This window comes from Methanomassiliicoccales archaeon, assembly GCA_035527755.1.
Classification (GTDB): domain Archaea; phylum Thermoplasmatota; class Thermoplasmata; order Methanomassiliicoccales; family UBA472; genus UBA472.
The window spans coordinates 148,453-165,378 of record DATKZX010000002.1 but is presented as its reverse complement, the minus strand read 5'-3'; the positions used below and the strand labels follow the sequence as shown (position 1 = coordinate 165,378).

Here is a 16,926-nt window from a genome sequence, read left to right as displayed (position 1 = left end):
TAGTGGACATCAACCAGTACGGCATATGGGTATCGCACGTGCGCTCCATGGTTCCGCCCTTCCAACGGGTGTATACCAATAATCCCTTGACGAAAAGGCTGTTCTCCGAGGCCGGTTACGAAGTGTCCGCGTCCCCTCTGTTCAACCGCTCTCATTACTCCGGCACAGAGATACGAAAGAGAATGGTGGCCGGAGACGACTGGCGCCGCTTCGTACCGCGGGCGGTGGCCGAGGTCATCGATTCCATCGATGGCGTCAAGCGCATCAGGGAGCTGATGGCCCAGGGGGAATGGGATGCCGGAGATTGAGCTCCTAACCGCCCTTCGACAGAAACGGTTGACCATCGCCGTGGCGGAATCCTGTACCGGTGGTCGCATTTGCGACAAGCTGACCAATGTCCCAGGTTCCTCCGACGTTTTCCTGGGCGGGGTCGTCGCCTACAGCAATGATTCCAAGGTCAAGCTGTTGGGCGTTTCCCTGGAAGTGCTAGGAACGTACGGTGCGGTCAGCTCAGTGTGCGCCGCGGAGATGGCCGCAGGAGTGCGCAAGGCCTTCGGGGCGGATGTAGGCATATCCGTCACCGGGATAGCTGGCCCAGGGGGCGCAAGCGAGACCAAACCGGTGGGATTGGTGTTCATCGGCCTAGATTACAAAGGCAAGAGGGAAACGTTCCGTATCGATAATGACGGAGATCGGGAGCGGATCAAGGAGGAGGCGTCCGACCTTGCTTTGAAACTGGCATTGGACCTGATGCTATCGTCCGATCTATAAAAATGAAGGGAATATTCTATATATCCAAAATAAATTTGATTGCTGAACAGAGACTGAATTTCATCGAGCTCATGTTCTATCTATCAATTTCGGGGAGTTAGGGTAATGAAGGTCATCAATGGTCAGAAATGTATCGTCATATCGTTGATATTGATGGTCGTCCTGGTATCCACAGCTTATCTGGCTGCCGGAGCGCTGAACGACAAATTGGTACCAGATGTGGATGAGCCAGTGATCATGGCCACCATCACCTTCGAGCAGGTGAACACCAATGGCCTGGGCGGGACCGATGAGCACCCCAGCCTCACGAACAACGTGATAAACGGGATCGAGTACGACACCGGCATCAGGATGCGGGGATTGATGGACGAGGAGAGAGCGGTCCTCAAGTTCTACGTAACCCAACCAGGGATATCCATCGAAAACGCGGAAGCCTACTATTTCGACTGGATCAGCCTAACATGGAACCCCATCACTTTCATCGATCAAGGTGATACCCTGGTAGGGGCGGTAGGACCGGTGGGCGGGCAGGAGATATTCGAAGGCTTCAACCAGCTCAATCTGATCATCATCAGCTTCAGCGGGAGCGACAGTATCACCTTCGGGGGCTATGTAGAACCGGCGGTGTGAACGGGATCGGCCGGTGTTCTTCAGTTCGGTGCATCAAAATTCCGTTTCTCGGAATACCTGAAAAATATTTATTAATAATTTATCATATTTATTTAAATCGTTGAATGCACGGTCAGGTTCTGCAAAACTCTATATTCGCTCATCCCGATAACTGCCAGGTCAGGTGTGGGAATGGATGGCACGGTCAAGAGGATCCCCAGCGGTGTCGCTGATTTTGATAGTATAATCAAGGGCGGGATACCGGCCGGTTCCGTTATTCTGCTCATGGGAGATCTAGGTGCGGGTCAGCAGGAATATGCGCTGACCTCCGCCTCGAAGTTATCTCTCGTTCGAGAGAACCCCAATACAATGGATTATTATCTGGGTCAACGGGTTGGCCAGCGTATCCTGCCGAAGAAGATATGCTATGTCACTTTCGCTCGATCCAAGGAGGACATCCTGCAGGAGATCAAGACCTCCTTCAATCAGGACTTCTACGGGGCGTTCGAAAGGAACGTCGTCTTCAAGGACTTCTCCAAACAGTACTTCCGTAACACTATGGTGCCTAGAAGCTGGACCGGAGATACTTCCAGCGGTCTCTTCTCCGACGACGGGGAACAGAACACCTTGGAGGCTCTGGTCGACTTTTTAGATACCAACGCCCACGACAGCATGGTCATCATCGATTCCTTGACGGACCTGGTGGTCAACACCGGCATAGATGAGATGGACCTGGTGGCGGTCATGCGAGGGATGCAGCGCATGGCGAAACGATGGAAAGGTGTCATCTATATACTGCTCACCAAGGATATCGTGGACAAGCGTAAGGAGAAGCTCATCATGGACTCGGTGGATGGGGCGCTGGTGTTCGAATGGAGCAAGTTCGTGCAATCCTCCCGCCGTCAGAGGTATATGTATGTGGAGAAGTTCATCAGTATATTGCCGCACCTGGACAAGGAACGTATAGCTAGGTTCGCGACCATCGTCACAGCGCAGCACGGACTGGTGGTCATAGACACGGAACGGGTAGGGTGATGGGAATGGATAAGATCAAGACAGGGGTAGACGGGCTGGACGAGATGCTTTTCGGAGGGATACCGAGATCCTCCACGGTAGTGGTGATGGGGTCCTTCGGTACCGGTAAGACGACCCTAGGCCTGCAGTTCTTGAACGAGGGTCTGGCCGTGGGCGAGAAAGGCATATACATCTCACTCGAGGAGGACAAGGAGTCCATACTGGCCGACGCAGAGGCGCACGGTTGGGGCATGCGCGAAAAGATGGACGCCAAACAGCTGGAGATCGTGAAGCTGGAGCCTACGGATGCCAAGGTGACGATTCAGAGGATCAAGAGCGAGCTGCCCGATTTCATCAAAAAGTTCGGGGCCTCCCGCATCGTCGTCGATTCCGTTTCCTTGCTCAACATGCTATTCGACAACGATCACGACCGGCGGACGAACCTCTTCAACCTGGCACAGATGATCAAGAAGACCGGTGCCACGCTCATCCTCACCGCGGAGGTCAAGGACGATAACCCCTTCGCTTCAAGGGACGGGCTCATCGAATACGTGGCCGACGGGGTGATATCCCTGCGGTACATCGAGCTCACTGACCGCAACGAACTGATGCTGTCCTTGCGCATAATCAAGATGCGACGGACGGACCATTCCAGGAAGATCACTCCCTACTCCATTACCAGCAAGGGTTTGGAAGTGCATGCCGGTTCGGAGTTCTAGGTAAGATTTATCCTTATTACTGTGTTCCGTGTATGATGAAGCTCTTCCGCGTGGGCAAGGTCAAGAAGGTCTTCGAGGTCGACGAGAGCACTCTGGAGTTCCAGTTCACCAACAACATCTCGGTGTTTGACAAGATCATTCCGACCGAGATCCCCTACAAGGGTGAGGTGCTATGCAGAACCTCCGCATACTGGTTCAAGCTACTGGCTGAGCACGGCATCCGTTCGGATTTCGTCAAGCTCACCGGAAATGACCGCATGCTGGTGAAGCGCGTCAACGTCATTCCCGATTATTCTAAACTGAACAGCAAGACCACCAACTACCTCATCCCTCTGGAGTTCATCTGCCGCCATTACAACGCTGGCTCCCTGAACGACCGGGTGAAGGAAGGCAAGATCACCGTGGAACAGCTGGGATTCCCCAAGGGGCACCAGTTGAAGTACGGTGAGAAGCTGCCGAAGATGTTCTTCGAGGCGACGACGAAGTTGGAGGAGACCGACCGGAATCTGGACGACGCGGAGGCGAAGCGCATCTCCGGTCTGAGCGAGAAGGAGTACGATCAGGTCTTCGAGACCATATCCAAGATCGACGGGCTCATCGCTGAGCGCGCCGAAAAGGCCGGGCTCATCCACGTGGACGGCAAGAAGGAGTTCGCCTACGATGAAGAACGCCGACTGATGATCGTGGACACCTTCGGCACGTTGGACGAGGACCGCTGGTGGGACGCCGCCGAGTATGGGAAGGGTAACTGTGTGGAGCTGAGCAAGGAGATGGTCAGGCAGCACTACCGCGATACCGGGTATCATGAGGAGCTGTACAAAGCGAGGAAGGAGCACCGCCCTGAGCCGGACATACCGGCCTTACCGAAGGACGTGGTGGAGAAGGTCAGCAGGCTCTACATCGACATGTACGAGAGGATGACCGGGGAGAAGTTCTAAACTCTTTCCCTATCGATAATTTCCCTTTTAATAAAAGAACGGGCGGCCTCGTGGCCGCCATCCAGGTGGATGGCTGCTATCAACGATTCCATGGCATCGGCTACGATGTATTTAGCCGCCCCCTCGGTATTTTTTTGAATGGAACTACCGATCTCCACGAACCCCCTCAGTCCTATTTCGGAACCGATCTCGTTCAACCTATCGTTCGACACCATCTCCGCCCTTCTGGTCGAAAGTTCTTTCTTGTCCGCTTCTGGGAATCGTTGGAACAGATCGTCCATGACCACGAAGCCCAGTATGGAATCCCCCAGGACCTCCAATCTGCAATTCGTGCGGACGGACGCCCCTCTCTCGATCTTCATCGAGCGATGGGTCAGGGACTCCTGGAGCAATGAAAGGTCATTGAAATGATAGGAGATGATATCCTGAAGTTCCTTCAATTGCATCAAACGCTCTTCAGATATGCATTCCGAGCTCCGCGACCGGAGCCAGAACTGGGGGTGAAAGATATTGGTAAGAAATTTACGGAGCGTCATTACAAAGCCTTATTCAAAGGCCACCATGACCAATTTCTTGCCTTCGGCGCAGTCGAGGTCGCCCAGTATCCTGGCGATACGAGCCTTGCGACCCTTGTCGATGCCTAGCGGATGGCAGAGGCGGTAATGTTCGCAGCCGAGGTGATCGCACTTGATCACCTCATAGGTGATGGTCGTCCCCTCCAACGCGCCCTTCTTGCTCACCGCGCCTTCCATCTTCTCCTTCTCCACCCTGACGACGCGGACACCATCCTCATGCACCTTGCAATCGTGCTTGACGTCCCGCACCTCCACGATGCGGTACAAGCATCCGGTATCCAGGTTGAAGCATACCCCCTTGAGCTTGCACTCCTTGCACTCCGTCAACGGCCCCAGGTAGACGAACTGCCCACCTACCCTGGCCTGTCTCTCCCCTATTACAGTGATCATGTCCGACGAGCCTCCTTCAGATGACTCTGGTGATAGTGGCTATGCGCTCGGCCGCTTCGGGGGTCAATCCCAGACCCAATATGGTGAAGCGGTCCTTGCGGATCAGGTGTGCGGTCACCAATGCCTCGATCACCTGCTCCCTGGTGATCCCCAGCTCCTTGGCCGAAGTGGGGGCACCTATCTTCATCAAAGCCTCACGTATGCGCATCCAGTCGCCTCCGTGAAGGTACATCATCATTATGCTGCCGACCCCGCACTGCTCTCCATGCAGCGCTTTGCCCGGAGCTATCATGTCCAGAGCATGCGAGAACATATGTTCGCTCCCGCTCGTTGGCCGGGACGAACCGGCCACGCTCATGCTTATCCCGGAGATGATGATGGGGCGTATGGAGATCCAGACGCTCTCCTCCAAGTTCGGTCTTATGAGATCGGCGTTCTCAATTATGGTCTGCGCGGTGTAGTCGGCCAATGCGTATGCCGAACGAGAGAACTCCTCGTTGCGCAGCCTGCGGGCGAACTCCCAGTCCATCAGGGCGGTGGCGTTGCTGATGACGTCGGCGCACCCTGCGGCCAATAATCGGTATGGTGATTTAGCGATGATCCCAGTGTCGGCGATGACGGCCAAAGGAACCTTTGCCTCGTGCGAGATGGGACCGCTTCCGCTTTTAATGCTGGCGCGTCCGGAGGCGATGCCGTCGTGCGACGCCGATGTGGGTATGGAAAGGAACTCCTTGGACATGTTCATGGCGGCCATCTTGGCCAGATCGATCTTCGAGCCGCCTCCGACCCCTAGTAGAAAGTCGATCCTGCATTCCCTGGCGGCGATCTCCACCTTCTGCAGGTTCTCTTCGGTGGCCTCCCCGACCTTGATGGTCTGTACCTCGTAACCGGCGCTCTTCAGTCCCTCTTCGATGGTGCTCCCGGCCACCTTCATGGTCTTTTCACCGGTGACGATGAGGGCGGTGCCGCTCAATCCGAAGTTCCGGCAAGAATCTGGAACTGTGCCTATGACATCGTGACCCGCTAGGACCTGCCTTGGGAAAAGCATCGAGCGAGCCTTGGTAAAATCTCCATCCTCCAATCCAAGCACCCTGGTATTCCCTACTATCTCGGTCTTTCTTTTTCAAGTTATCGGTTTATTGCGGTTGTTGTATCATGCTGGGTGGGGGTTATTTTCCGCGTAACCGCCGCAAAGCCTCACGGAATCCCGCCCCCCCGTTAAGGTGACCATCCCAAATTTCGAGCAGTACCGGCAATCCCCGCAGGTAGGACATGAACCCCATGTCCATCTCGCCCTCGCCGATCATGATACCTTCGATATCCGGCCGTTTGGCGTCGGACAGATGTACGTGCTTGACCGCCTCTCCCAGCTCCCGGAACATCGCGAGGACGTTCTCGTTCCCGTTCTCCACTACCCCCAGATAGGCATGGGAGACATCAATGGTGAAACCGGCCACCAGGTCTTCTACCTCCCTCATCTCCGATGGGACGTGCATCAGGTTGGAGTGCATCTTCCGTCCTCGGTGATGGTAATGCAAAGGCATGTTCTCCAACCACAGGTAATCGTCCAGAAGGTCCAGGGACGATCTCAGATTGGAAGTGATGGCAATGGTGTCACCTACGGGGGATTCGCTCACCCCTCCAGGATGCACTACCACTGGCCGAGCGGTGTCCCTGCCGGCCCGGGCAATTTCCCGGATGCGCCGCACGCTCTCCTCCCGATACCTATGATCGGCAGAGCTGAGGTCGATCAAACGGCCGTCAGGCAGCTCTTCCGGGGCGTGCAGTATCAGCTCGCCATCGAAATCATCGCAGAACCTGGCCACTTCGGCAAGGTCGTCATTAGGGAGCACTAGCAGCTCCAAAAAATCCAACTGTAATGCTGAAATGACCCGGTGATCGCGCAGGGTGGCCATGGCTCCCAGGCGCATGGGGGAGTACATGATCGGAGAACGGAAGGAATGTAGATAAAAGGAGCGAATAAGAGAAAAAGAGGCTCGCCAAGGATGCAAGGTGGAATATTACTATTCTATAGGAGGAGAATAGCGGGGGTCCTTGTCCGAGCGCTCTCTAGGGGTAGAAATTATTTTTTAATATTTAATCGTAATGATTCGTTTAGGCATTATTTAGGTTCATTAGTATTCATTTCAATAAATTGAATATCATCTTTGCTGGACATTTTAAAGTATCATTGATCATGCGGTATTAAAATGACTATTTTTTTAATAAATATATTCGTATCGTACATACTACCAATAACACACCGATCCGATGGTATCATCCTCAATTGCTGACATTTATGGGCAAGGATTCTTTTATCAACATACTATTGCGTACCAGGGTTGGAAGAAGAGGTGCCTTAGTTCATATGAGCGCGATCGAAAGTAAAGATGGTCTGGGGGACATGGTCGGACGCACGATTATCTGCACCTTGGACCGCGTGGGTCACTTGAAATATTACAACCGGACCATCGAAGCTCTGCTAGGAACTGACGAATCACGTCTCCTGGGTATATCCTTTGCCTCCCTGCTTCAGAACGATTCCTCCAAGGATGTGGATCAGGCGATCCAGGAATGTCTCGAGGGCAGGAGCTCCCGGGAAAGGCTGATAATGGAACTTGGCCAAGCTCAGTTCTCCATCTCCATGACGCCGGTGAAGGAGAGAGAAGAGGTAGTGGGCGTTAGCCTGATCGGTTTCATCGTGGGCGATGACCGACGGGAGATCACCTTGGAAATGGTCCTGGAGGTATTGCAGGACCACGACCTGTTAGTGCTGGTATATTCCCGCGACGGAGATATTCGCGGTAGCAACTCCCCGCTCCAAAGATTGCTGGAGATCGATCGCGATACCCTCATGAACCAGGATCTGGCTTTCATACTTCATGGTGAGGAAGATGATCGCCGGAAATGGGCGAAGACCCTGGTCCAGCCGGAACTGCCCTCGTTCATTACGCTTCCGATGAAGATGCACGGCCGACCAGCGAAGCTGACATGGTCCCTTCATCCCTTCCGGTCCGAGGAAACGGACATGGTGCTGGCCGTGGCAGATCCTCCGTTGATCCACAGTGGCCTGGGATCCTCTGAGAACGAATCCCTGTTGTTCCTGGCAAAAACGTCCTCGGACCTAATTGCCGATGTCAACCCCCAAGAGACCCTGCAGAACGAGTTGGACAACCTGCTTTGCCGAGAAGGTCTTGACTTCGCAGTGCTCCGTCTCCTGGGTTGGGACGGGCGCCCGCAACTGTTCTGCTCCGGCATCGACTTCAAAAAGGCAAGACAGCTCTTCGAGACGGAGGTTGGGAGTTCAACATTGGGGGTCAAGATGTCCAAGGGGGAAAGCTGCATCTTTTCCGCCATGAACGGGGACCTGATCGGTGACATCACCTCCCTGGGATTCCAATCATTGGTTTGTCTGCCACTGAAGTTCCGTGGTGACTTTGTAGGGGCCGGCCTGTTCGGTAAGAACAGTCCCATGGAGGACCTGGAAACGAGAAAGCTGACCCTGCAGGTGTTCTCCAACCAGATAGCGATGGTCTATTTCTACTCCGTTCTGAACCAGCATTACCTGCGTTTCGTGACGGAGTTCCAGATAATGTTCGAGATATCCAGGCTGGTATCCAGCACCCTGGATTACCGAGAGGTGCTGAACATCATCCTTTCCAAGGCCAGGGAGTTGGTGCAGTCGGACAACTGCATCATCTATGGTTACGATCGGGGCGGAACCCGTCTGATACCCTTGTCCTTCCTGAGCAAGTACGAATTGGACTCTGATGCCCTGGCGATCGATGTGGGGGAAGGGATCACCGGAGAGGTCGCCCGTACCGGCCAAGGCATTCTGGTGGAGAGGGCCGACCTGGACGAGAGGGCCAAGCAGGTAGATGGCACTCCGGATGAGCCCTCCACACTGATCAGCGTCCCGCTGAAGATCGGGGACGATATGATGGGGGTAATGACCCTGGAGAAGGTGCCTGGAAAACCGTTCACCGAGGGCGATTATCGCCTCATGGAGCTCTTCTCAGTGCATGCGGCCATGGCATTGAAGAACTCCGGTCGCTTCCAGGACATCAAGTCCAAGGTGTCTACGCAGAAGATATACAACATCCTGCTGACCCACGATGTCGCCAACTACAACGTGCCGATACATGGTTTCCTGGAGATGCTCATCAAGGACCCGAAGCTAGACGAGAGGCAGCGCCGTTATGTGAAGAGCGCCCTTGCCCAGTCACAGAACATCTCCAACCTCATTACCGATGTGCGCAAGCTATGGAACATCCTGGAATCAGACAATACCGTGGAGCTGATACCTGTGGACATCCTGCCACTGCTGCACGACATCGTAAAGGAGATCAAGACCTCGTACCTCTACTCGGACATCCCCCTGGAAATAAAGTACCCGGAGGGCAGCGCCATGGTACGGGCCGATTCGCTGGTCAGGGACGCGTTCTATAACATCATAAACAACTCGGCGAAGTACGGCGACCAGAAGAAGGTGGAAGTGGTCGTACGGCCGGAGAAGGTCGGAGAGGACCATTTCTGGAGGGTGGAGGTGCGTGATCAGGGGAAGGGCATCACGGATGAACGAAAGATCCAACTGTTCCATAGGTTCGAGAACCTAGACACTAGCATGGCCGCGGAAAGCCACGGGCTGGGTCTCTCCGTGGTCAAGGCCCTGGTCGATCGCTATCAAGGAAAGGTATGGGTGGAGGACCGCATTCAGGGAGATCATACCAAAGGCTCGGTCTTCGTGATAATGCTGCCAAAAGCTCAATAATACTATATGGTAGAATAATAATAAAGCGAGGGTAATAAGATGGGTGGAAAGATCAAACTCTCGGTGCTCATGGTCGAGGACAACATCGACCATGTTGACCTTTGTCGGGAGCATATGCCCCCGGAAGAGTTCGACCTGTTCGTCGCTCATAACGGTGCCGAATGCCTCGCCGCCATCAAAAGCCGCCCCTACGACGTGGTCCTCCTGGACTATTATCTTCCCGATACCAATGGCATGGACCTTCTCCCTCGCGTCAGGGAGTTCCAACCCAACGCGTACATACTTTTCGTAACCGCTTTGGAGGACCCCGACCTAAGCTACCAGGCGTTGCGCGCCGGCGCATCCGATTACGTGGTCAAGGGTTTCGGGTACTTCCGAACCCTGCGCGATCGCATACGGGAATCGATGGAGGAATAAGGGTGCTGGTGCTGGGCCTTAACGGTAGCCCGCGCCATCCTGGCAATACCGAAATACTTTTGAACGAGGCGCTGAAGGGAACAGGAAAAGACGCCCAAATAGTACGTTTTGATCTGGCATTCATGGATGTGGCGCCTTGCCATGCCTGTGAGGACTGCTTCAAGGACGGGGAGTGCGTGCTCAACGATGGGATGGGCAAGCTCTACGACCTGCTGGAAAAGGCCGATGTGATCATCGTTGCATCACCCATATACTTCTCTGGAATGAGCGCACAGACAAAATGCGTGGTCGATCGTTGCCAGGCGCTATGGGCCCGCCGTCATATTTTGAAGTTGAACAGGCGCCCGGGCGTCGGCGGCATCATCCTGGCCGCGGCGCAGCCCCAGGCCAAGTTCGACAACGCCCTCTCGGAGCTGAGGGCGTTCCTCATCGGTATCGGTGTCCGACCAGCCGGTTCGATCACGGTGGGTGGTCTGGAACGCAGGGGGGCTGTCACTGAGCGACCAGAAGCGTTATCCCAGGCCTTCTCTCTGGGACAGGAGCTGGTCCGGTCGTTCAATTCTCCCGGTCCATGACCTGGATGCTTCTCCTGAGCCAGCCGAACATGCCGATCACCAGCACGAATGCGGCTATGAGGCCGATTATCGGGACCAGGACGTCATCAAAGACCTCCTCGGCCACGGCGAAACCGTTGAAGATGCCATGAAGCAGGACCGCCGCCAGGAAGTAAGGGATCCAGCTGGCCTTTATTCCCCGGGCGCCCAACAGATGCTTTCGGGCTATGCCGAAACCAAGCACACCAGAGGCGGTGGCGTGCAATAACGTGGACGTCAAGGCCCTCAAAGTGGCGCTGGCCACTAAGACATCGATCCCCGAGATAAGGGAGCTGCTGTTGTAGAAGATGTTCTCCACCGCGGCGAACCCCAGTCCGGCCGCGGCGCCGTATATCAGACCGTCCTCCGGTTCCCGGATCCAATTCCGTGTTGCCAGCACACCCCATCCTTTGGCCCATTCTTCCACAAATGGGGCGACGACCACTGCCAGGACCACTATCTCCAAGGAGGGGTCGTACGGTCCGAAGTTCCAGAACCCCTCGGAGAATATCGAACCCGGGGCGCGAATGACCTCAATGGCCAAGCTCTCCAGCAGTACCGACGCTAAGATGGATATCGTGGCACCGAAGAAGAACACCGAGAGCACGTGTCCCCAACGTTCCCGGTTATAGATCTCAGAGTTCCTGATCCAGACCAGGTAGATCAGGGAAGGCACGATGGCTGAAAGCAGGACCGCTGTCAATTCCCAAAGTTCCATTGCTCACCTGCCACATCTATTCCCTTCCAGGGGATATCAATGTGCCGATTGGGCTCTCAGGTTGAGGGCCCTTTCGCCGCATAGGTTCGGGTATAATATTCCCGAAAATCACCGTTCTTTATGGGCTTCCACCATTCAGGATGGTCCTTGTACCACCGTATCGTTTGACGCAGGGCCGGATCGAACTCCTGCCGGGGCCTCCAGGAAGTGGTCTTCTCCAGTTTCCCCGCATCCACGGCATGCCTGGCCACATGGCCTTTGCGATCGTCCACGAACGTCAAGGCGTCCTCGTCCATACCAAGTTCGTCCAGTATGACGGCGGCGATCTGCAGCACGCTCTTCTCCTCCAGCGTTCCTACGTTGAATATCTCGCCCTCTTGCCCTTTCGACGACAGCAGCGTGTCCACCGCCCGGCAGTGGTCCTCCACGTGTATCCAATCGCGGGTGTTGCGGCCATGGCCATAGACGGGTAATTTCTTCCCTTCAAGAGCGTTGGTGACAAAAAGCGGTATCAACTTCTCCGGGTACTGGTACGGACCGTAGTTGTTGGAGCAGCGGGTGATGATTACCGGCAGTCCGAAGGTGGCGTAGTACGAATAGGCCAGCCGATCGGCCCCGGCCTTGCTCGCGGCGTAGGGTGACTTGGGAAATAATCCATCGGTCTCCAGGGACGGGTGGTCCACCGCCTCGCCATAGACCTCGTCGGTGGAGATGTGAATGAACTTATCCACATCGTGTCGGAGTGCCGCATCCAGCAGAGTGTAGGTTCCGAAGACGTCGGTGGTGACGAAGGAGCCCGCGTCCTGTATGGAGCGGTCCACGTGCGTCTCGGCGGCGAAATGCACCACCTGATCCACGTCCGCCATCAGGCCGTCGACCAGTTCAGCGTCGCATATGTCCCCGTGAACGAAGGTCATCCGCTCCTTCACGTCCTCGAGGTTGGCCGGGTTGCCGGCATAGGTGAGCTTGTCAAGATTGACGATCTCCATGTCGGAGTGTACCTTCAGCATGTGGCGCACGAAATTGCTGCCGATGAAGCCCATGCCTCCGGTCACCAGTACTCTCTTGCCCATGACAACGAAGAAAGCCCAACCAAATAATAATCTTTGTTTTCAGCCTGTTCAAGCGTCTAGGGCGTAGCCCTTGGGACTTTCCCGCTTGACCGTTGCCGGCACCGGGCTCTCTTTCTCATCGGGCCTATCGGAAGCCATGAGGTCCCGCACTACCGGGGTGAACGGGTCCAGAAGACCGCCTATCGCTCCCATCTCCTTCAATCTCTCAAGGTCCGATTCTCGTACTCCACCGCCGATCAGGACCTCGATCTTCCGGGATATCGCTTCCTCGGCCATGCCCTCGTTGAACCCTTTCTTAGAACCCAGCTGTCGGAGGTCCAGCACCGCCGATCGGTCAAAGCCCAGGTCAAATAGCAGATCCAGCGATTCAGTCAGTGAAGCTGGGCCGAAATGCTTAGAGCCCCAGCGCACCTCACCGTCATAGTAGAGGAGGGGAATGCTCTGATCCGACAGTTCGATGATCTCCTCCAATAGGCCCAGGGATCGGCAGGTCATGCTGCCGATCAGAACGTTCTGCGATCCGAGGGTGAAGGCATCGAAGATGTCATGCACCTCCCTCACTCCCATCTCCAACCAGATGGAGTACTTTCTTTTCATCAGAGTTTTAAGAGCATCGAAGTTAGGACGGGAATGCTGCATCCCAGCCAGGTCCATTATCAAAACGTCCTTTGCACCGTAGCGCTTAGACCCGACCGCCTTCCAGTAGGCTTCGAAGGGAACTCCTCCAGGAAGGATGTTCCATCCGTTCTGCCATTCAAGCTCCACCACCTTGGCCACCTGTACCAGTGGAACGTCTATGATGGGCAGGCTGAAAAGGCTCCACGTGTCCACTGGAACGATGGGGATATGCAGAAAGTCCCTCACTTCCGTCTCGGTCTTGGCGACGAAGTCCTGTCGCTCCTCCTCACCACTGAAGTCCAAGGGGACCAGGGAACGTCCGCAGTCCAGGCAGATGGAGCGGCCGCTATTATTGTCCACGCCGGCCATGGGCCCGCCGACGATCACTTCTGGAACGACGCGGCGTGAGCCGCAGTACTGACATGCCACCACTCTTTCCGTCATCTCAATCCGCGGGGAATATGAACTCTTCCAGTTCTACGAGCGATTCCTGGGCGTAGAAGCTGTCCTCCACGTTCACGCTGTTCTTCATTCCCGGGACGATGACGGTCTTGACCTCATCGAACCCCAGGTCCTGCTTCAGGAGCTTGCTGAACCTCCCGTGCATATAGCCATAGATCATGTGTCCGTCCATCAGACCGCAGGTGAAGAGCGCCACGGCCCTTTTTCCAGGTCGAATGCGCTTCTTCGCCATCAGGTAATAGAGACGGTCGACGAAGCATTTGGTCAGGCCGGTCTCCACGCCCATATAGATGGGTGAACCGATGATGAACACGTCCGCCTCCTGTAATAGGGTATAGGCCTCGTTCATGTCATCGTCCTTGCTGCATTTGTCCTCACTATCGCAGAGATAACAACCATCACAGTCCTGGACGTTCTTATCCACGATCTCGAAGTAGGTGACATCGGCCCCTCTAGCCTTGGCTTTTTGCGCTAATGCCTTCAGCATTGTGCCAGTATTCCCCATGGAACGGGGACTGCCGTTAACGAATACGATCTTCATTCTACCCTCCGGGGTTGATGGCCTATGATGGTCATAATCTTTCCTTCGATCGTTGCGGCCGAACCCCATGACGGGACGAGGGACCAATATCGCCGCTCGAACCGATCGGGGCGAACGACCCGCCATTTACATAGACTTGCTCGACGGTCATCTCCACGGGAACGATGAGAACGGGGATTCACCCCATCTTCACATCCCAATCATAAGGTATCTCCGGGGTGTCGTACGGCAAACGGTACTCGTCCGGATCTTTGTAATCGTACAGCTTCGTAGGCATGTTGACTATGAGCGCCTCGGTGCCGCCGATGCCCTTGAAGCCGTGGTAGACCAGCTTGGGTATCTTAAGCAGCATGAAATTGCGCTCTCCCATGAAGAACTCGTTGATCTTCCCTTTGGTGGAGGAATCATCCCGGGGATCGTACAGAACGACCTTGGCCATGCCCTTCAGGCAAATGAAGTGGTCATCTTGCAGTTTATGGTAATGCCATCCTTTGACCACGTCCGGATAGCAGGCTGTGACGTAAAGCTGTCCGAACGATTCATACTCTTCCCAGTCGCTGCGGAACATCTCCATGAGCCATCCCCGTTCGTCTGGGACGGGGTTCAGCTTGCGCACCTTGACCCCTTCTATCAAACCTTTCATCATTATCCAAGGTATATTTTTACTCCAGCTTATTAAATGAATCCCCGAAAAAATATCGTAAAATCTTATTTAACCCATCGGGATATGGGTATCATGAATAGGGTGTTGGTCGTTGGCGCAGCCGGATTGCTGGGTCAGTACCTCATGAAGGCCGGGAAGGAGATGGGCCTTAAAATGTCCGGTACGTACAACAGCGTCGTCCCGACGGACACCAATGAAATGCTGCATATGGATATCACCGACCGGGGTCGGGTCGCTGAGGTCATCGAAGGTTCTCGACCGGAACTGCTGGTGCTGTCCGCAGCAATGACCAACGTTGACCAGTGCGAGAGAGAGCCGGCCAAGGCGTACGCGGTCAACATGGAAGGGGCGTTCAACGTGGCCGCCGAGTGCAAGAAGGCGGGCGTCAAACTGGTCTACATATCCACCGATTACGTCTTTAACGGTTTGAAAGGAAGTCACTATTACGAGTTCGAAAATCCCGATCCCCTGGGCATCTACGCCCAGAGCAAGTTGGAGGGCGAGAGGGTGACACTGGACGCTTCGAGGTCCAATCTCGTATGCCGGGTTTCCGTGGTCTACGGCTGGAACCGTGAAGGGGGCAAGCAAAACTTCGTCACCTGGGTGATCGACTCGCTCCAGAAGGGACAAGGGGTACGGCTATACAGCGACCAGTATGTCTCCCCCACATACGCTCCCGATGCGGCGAAGGTCATCCTGGAGCTGGCGGTCAAAGGCGCCCATGGAACGTACCACACCAGCGGCCCGGATTGCCTGAGCCGGTATGAGATAGGTGTAAAGGTGGCGGAGACCTTTTCTCTGGACCAGGGATTGATATCTCCGGTCCTCACTGAGGAGATGCCATTGATGGCCGCTAGACCGCCTCGGTCCTGTCTTTCCGTAGACCAGGCCGAGGCCGAGCTGGACCGGTCCATGGTCAACATGTCCCAGGGATTGACGATGATGAGGAGCGATAGACCATGAAAGGACTGATACTGGCCGGGGGCAGCGGAACAAGGTTGAGACCGTTGACCCATACCGGCCCCAAGCAATTGATCCCCATTGCCAACAAACCGAACATACTCTACTGCCTGGAGGACCTGCGGGACTCCGGGGTCATCGATATAGGCATCATCCTAGGCAATAATATGCCTGAGAAGGTGAGGGAGATGTTGGGGGACGGTTCGTCCTTCGGTGTCAAGATCACCTACATAGTCCAAGGTGAACCGCGAGGCATCGCCCACGCGGTAGGCTGCGCCGAGGAGTTCATGAACGGAGAACCGTTCGTGGTCTATCTGGGAGACAACATCCTCAAGGGTGGCATAAATTACATGGTGGATGATTTCAAGAAAGGTGATTGGGAAGGTATGGTGGCCTTGTGTCCCGTGGACACACCGCAAAAGTTCGGGATCGCCGAGCTTGACGAGAAAGGGGAGATCGTATCTCTGGTGGAGAAGCCCAAGGAGCCCAGGAGCAATCTGGCGCTGATCGGCATCTATCTGCTCAAGCCGAGCATATTTCCCATCATCAAGAAGCTAAAACCTTCCTGGAGGAACGAGCTGGAGATCACCGACGCCATAGATGAGCTGCGCAAGGAGACCAACAAGGTCAGCGCCCGGGTGGTGCGCGGTTGGTGGAAGGACACCGGAATGCCGGAGGACATACTGCTGGCCAACCATTTGGTTCTGGAGGACCTTGAGGGCGAGATCTCCGGTACCGTAGAAGAAGGGGTGACCATAGTCGGTCGGGTATCGATCGGGGAAGGGTCCATCGTCCGTCAGGGAGCGGTGGTCCGAGGGCCGGTCATCATCGGCAAGAACTGTGAGATCGGTCCCAATACCTACGTAGGTCCCTACACGGCCATCGGTGACGGCACCAGGTTGCTTAGCGGGGAGATAGAGTCTTCCATCATCATCGGTGACTGTTTGATCGACTGTGGACGAAAGGTCGTTGAAAGTCTCATCGGCGGAGGCTGCACCATCTTGTCCAACCAGGGGCGTCTCCCGAAGGGGATGCGCTTCGTCATCGGGGAGAACTCCAGGCTGGACCTCTGATCCTAATTCATCACGGACGG

Annotated in this window: 20 protein-coding genes; 11 read left to right on the top strand and 9 right to left on the bottom strand. The window is 55.2% G+C overall.

Annotation, left to right across the window (positions count from 1 at the left end):
- The 6 genes from VMW85_01250 to VMW85_01225 form a co-directional block, all read left to right on the top strand.
- A partial coding sequence (locus tag VMW85_01250) for a nicotinamide-nucleotide adenylyltransferase (protein HUT26662.1) occupies positions 1-308 on the top strand: 308 nt, incomplete at its 5' end.
- Positions 295-771, top strand: a complete 477-nt coding sequence (locus VMW85_01245; GenBank protein HUT26661.1) for a nicotinamide-nucleotide amidohydrolase family protein — start codon at positions 295-297, stop codon at positions 769-771. The genes VMW85_01250 and VMW85_01245, both read left to right, overlap by 14 nt.
- A gap of 105 nt (positions 772-876) precedes the next feature.
- Positions 877-1,401, top strand: coding sequence for a hypothetical protein (locus VMW85_01240; GenBank protein HUT26660.1), 525 nt, complete (start codon positions 877-879; stop codon positions 1,399-1,401).
- A 171-nt stretch (positions 1,402-1,572) separates the two neighbouring features.
- Positions 1,573-2,415 (top strand): hypothetical protein, encoded by an 843-nt coding sequence (locus tag VMW85_01235; GenBank protein ID HUT26659.1) that lies wholly within the window; start codon positions 1,573-1,575, stop codon positions 2,413-2,415.
- A gap of 5 nt (positions 2,416-2,420) precedes the next feature.
- Entirely contained in the window at positions 2,421-3,113 is a 693-nt protein-coding gene (locus VMW85_01230) for a KaiC domain-containing protein (protein HUT26658.1), read from the top strand.
- Positions 3,114-3,145: 32 nt separating this feature from the next.
- Positions 3,146-4,051, top strand: coding sequence for a phosphoribosylaminoimidazolesuccinocarboxamide synthase (locus VMW85_01225; GenBank protein ID HUT26657.1), 906 nt, complete (start codon positions 3,146-3,148; stop codon positions 4,049-4,051).
- Here the strand turns inward: VMW85_01225 and VMW85_01220 are convergent.
- From VMW85_01220 to VMW85_01205, 4 genes are all read right to left on the bottom strand, one after another.
- On the bottom strand, positions 4,048-4,497 hold the full coding sequence (locus VMW85_01220) for a ribonuclease III domain-containing protein (protein ID HUT26656.1): 450 nt from the start codon (positions 4,495-4,497) through the stop codon (positions 4,048-4,050). The genes VMW85_01225 and VMW85_01220 overlap by 4 nt on opposite strands.
- A gap of 99 nt (positions 4,498-4,596) precedes the next feature.
- Positions 4,597-5,016, bottom strand: a complete 420-nt coding sequence (locus VMW85_01215; protein ID HUT26655.1) for a UPF0179 family protein — start codon at positions 5,014-5,016, stop codon at positions 4,597-4,599.
- Positions 5,017-5,032: 16 nt separating this feature from the next.
- Complete coding sequence (locus VMW85_01210) at positions 5,033-6,106, bottom strand: NAD(P)-dependent glycerol-1-phosphate dehydrogenase (GenBank protein HUT26654.1); 1,074 nt, start codon at positions 6,104-6,106, stop codon at positions 5,033-5,035.
- Positions 6,107-6,185: 79 nt separating this feature from the next.
- A complete protein-coding gene (locus VMW85_01205) occupies positions 6,186-6,959 on the bottom strand; it encodes a sugar phosphate isomerase/epimerase (GenBank protein HUT26653.1) in 774 nt (257 codons plus the stop codon).
- Between the two features lie 425 nt (positions 6,960-7,384).
- Here VMW85_01205 and VMW85_01200 point away from each other — a divergent pair, with 425 nt between their 5' ends.
- The 3 genes from VMW85_01200 to VMW85_01190 are packed head-to-tail and all read left to right on the top strand — an operon-like array spanning position 7,385 to position 10,779.
- A complete protein-coding gene (locus VMW85_01200; protein HUT26652.1) occupies positions 7,385-9,787 on the top strand; it encodes an ATP-binding protein in 2,403 nt (800 codons plus the stop codon).
- 39 nt (positions 9,788-9,826) lie between these two features.
- Positions 9,827-10,204, top strand: a complete 378-nt coding sequence (locus VMW85_01195; protein ID HUT26651.1) for a response regulator — start codon at positions 9,827-9,829, stop codon at positions 10,202-10,204.
- A 2-nt stretch (positions 10,205-10,206) separates the two neighbouring features.
- A complete protein-coding gene (locus VMW85_01190) occupies positions 10,207-10,779 on the top strand; it encodes a flavodoxin family protein (GenBank protein HUT26650.1) in 573 nt (190 codons plus the stop codon).
- On the opposite strand, the gene VMW85_01185 is transcribed toward VMW85_01190, so the two are convergent.
- The 5 genes from VMW85_01185 to VMW85_01165 form a co-directional block, all read right to left on the bottom strand.
- Complete coding sequence (locus tag VMW85_01185; protein ID HUT26649.1) at positions 10,760-11,515, bottom strand: PrsW family glutamic-type intramembrane protease; 756 nt, start codon at positions 11,513-11,515, stop codon at positions 10,760-10,762. The two genes, VMW85_01190 and VMW85_01185, sit on opposite strands and share 20 nt — an antisense overlap.
- A gap of 56 nt (positions 11,516-11,571) precedes the next feature.
- A complete protein-coding gene (gene rfbB / locus VMW85_01180; GenBank protein HUT26648.1) occupies positions 11,572-12,588 on the bottom strand; it encodes a dTDP-glucose 4,6-dehydratase in 1,017 nt (338 codons plus the stop codon).
- 48 nt (positions 12,589-12,636) lie between these two features.
- Positions 12,637-13,650, bottom strand: a complete 1,014-nt coding sequence (locus tag VMW85_01175; protein ID HUT26647.1) for a HisA/HisF-related TIM barrel protein — start codon at positions 13,648-13,650, stop codon at positions 12,637-12,639.
- 1 nt (position 13,651) lies between these two features.
- Positions 13,652-14,209, bottom strand: coding sequence for a flavodoxin family protein (locus tag VMW85_01170; protein ID HUT26646.1), 558 nt, complete (start codon positions 14,207-14,209; stop codon positions 13,652-13,654).
- A 178-nt stretch (positions 14,210-14,387) separates the two neighbouring features.
- On the bottom strand, positions 14,388-14,855 hold the full coding sequence (locus tag VMW85_01165) for a dTDP-4-dehydrorhamnose 3,5-epimerase family protein (protein HUT26645.1): 468 nt from the start codon (positions 14,853-14,855) through the stop codon (positions 14,388-14,390).
- Between the two features lie 90 nt (positions 14,856-14,945).
- Between VMW85_01165 and rfbD the strand changes: the two genes are divergently transcribed.
- Both rfbD and VMW85_01155 read left to right on the top strand, forming a co-directional pair.
- On the top strand, positions 14,946-15,836 hold the full coding sequence (gene rfbD, locus VMW85_01160; GenBank protein ID HUT26644.1) for a dTDP-4-dehydrorhamnose reductase: 891 nt from the start codon (positions 14,946-14,948) through the stop codon (positions 15,834-15,836).
- Positions 15,833-16,906, top strand: a complete 1,074-nt coding sequence (locus tag VMW85_01155) for a glucose-1-phosphate thymidylyltransferase (GenBank protein HUT26643.1) — start codon at positions 15,833-15,835, stop codon at positions 16,904-16,906. The genes rfbD and VMW85_01155 overlap by 4 nt, the downstream gene beginning before the upstream one ends.
- Positions 16,907-16,926 lie beyond the last annotated feature (20 nt).

What these genes read in the sequence shown, in the direction of transcription:
- VMW85_01245 (HUT26661.1), top strand. Translation starts at nt 295, where the DNA reads ATGCCGGAGATTGAGCTCCTAACCGCCCTTCGACAGAAACGGTTGACC.
- VMW85_01240 (HUT26660.1), top strand. Translation starts at nt 877, where the DNA reads ATGAAGGTCATCAATGGTCAGAAATGTATCGTCATATCGTTGATATTG.
- VMW85_01235 (HUT26659.1), top strand. Translation starts at nt 1,573, where the DNA reads ATGGATGGCACGGTCAAGAGGATCCCCAGCGGTGTCGCTGATTTTGAT.
- VMW85_01230 (HUT26658.1), top strand. Translation starts at nt 2,421, where the DNA reads ATGGATAAGATCAAGACAGGGGTAGACGGGCTGGACGAGATGCTTTTC.
- VMW85_01225 (HUT26657.1), top strand. Translation starts at nt 3,146, where the DNA reads ATGATGAAGCTCTTCCGCGTGGGCAAGGTCAAGAAGGTCTTCGAGGTC.
- VMW85_01220 (HUT26656.1), bottom strand. Translation starts at nt 4,497, where the DNA reads ATGCAATTGAAGGAACTTCAGGATATCATCTCCTATCATTTCAATGAC.
- VMW85_01215 (HUT26655.1), bottom strand. Translation starts at nt 5,016, where the DNA reads ATGATCACTGTAATAGGGGAGAGACAGGCCAGGGTAGGTGGGCAGTTC.
- VMW85_01205 (HUT26653.1), bottom strand. Translation starts at nt 6,959, where the DNA reads ATGTACTCCCCCATGCGCCTGGGAGCCATGGCCACCCTGCGCGATCAC.
- VMW85_01200 (HUT26652.1), top strand. Translation starts at nt 7,385, where the DNA reads ATGAGCGCGATCGAAAGTAAAGATGGTCTGGGGGACATGGTCGGACGC.
- VMW85_01195 (HUT26651.1), top strand. Translation starts at nt 9,827, where the DNA reads ATGGGTGGAAAGATCAAACTCTCGGTGCTCATGGTCGAGGACAACATC.
- VMW85_01185 (HUT26649.1), bottom strand. Translation starts at nt 11,515, where the DNA reads ATGGAACTTTGGGAATTGACAGCGGTCCTGCTTTCAGCCATCGTGCCT.
- rfbB (HUT26648.1), bottom strand. Translation starts at nt 12,588, where the DNA reads ATGGGCAAGAGAGTACTGGTGACCGGAGGCATGGGCTTCATCGGCAGC.
- VMW85_01175 (HUT26647.1), bottom strand. Translation starts at nt 13,650, where the DNA reads ATGACGGAAAGAGTGGTGGCATGTCAGTACTGCGGCTCACGCCGCGTC.
- VMW85_01170 (HUT26646.1), bottom strand. Translation starts at nt 14,209, where the DNA reads ATGAAGATCGTATTCGTTAACGGCAGTCCCCGTTCCATGGGGAATACT.
- VMW85_01165 (HUT26645.1), bottom strand. Translation starts at nt 14,855, where the DNA reads ATGATGAAAGGTTTGATAGAAGGGGTCAAGGTGCGCAAGCTGAACCCC.
- rfbD (HUT26644.1), top strand. Translation starts at nt 14,946, where the DNA reads ATGAATAGGGTGTTGGTCGTTGGCGCAGCCGGATTGCTGGGTCAGTAC.
- VMW85_01155 (HUT26643.1), top strand. Translation starts at nt 15,833, where the DNA reads ATGAAAGGACTGATACTGGCCGGGGGCAGCGGAACAAGGTTGAGACCG.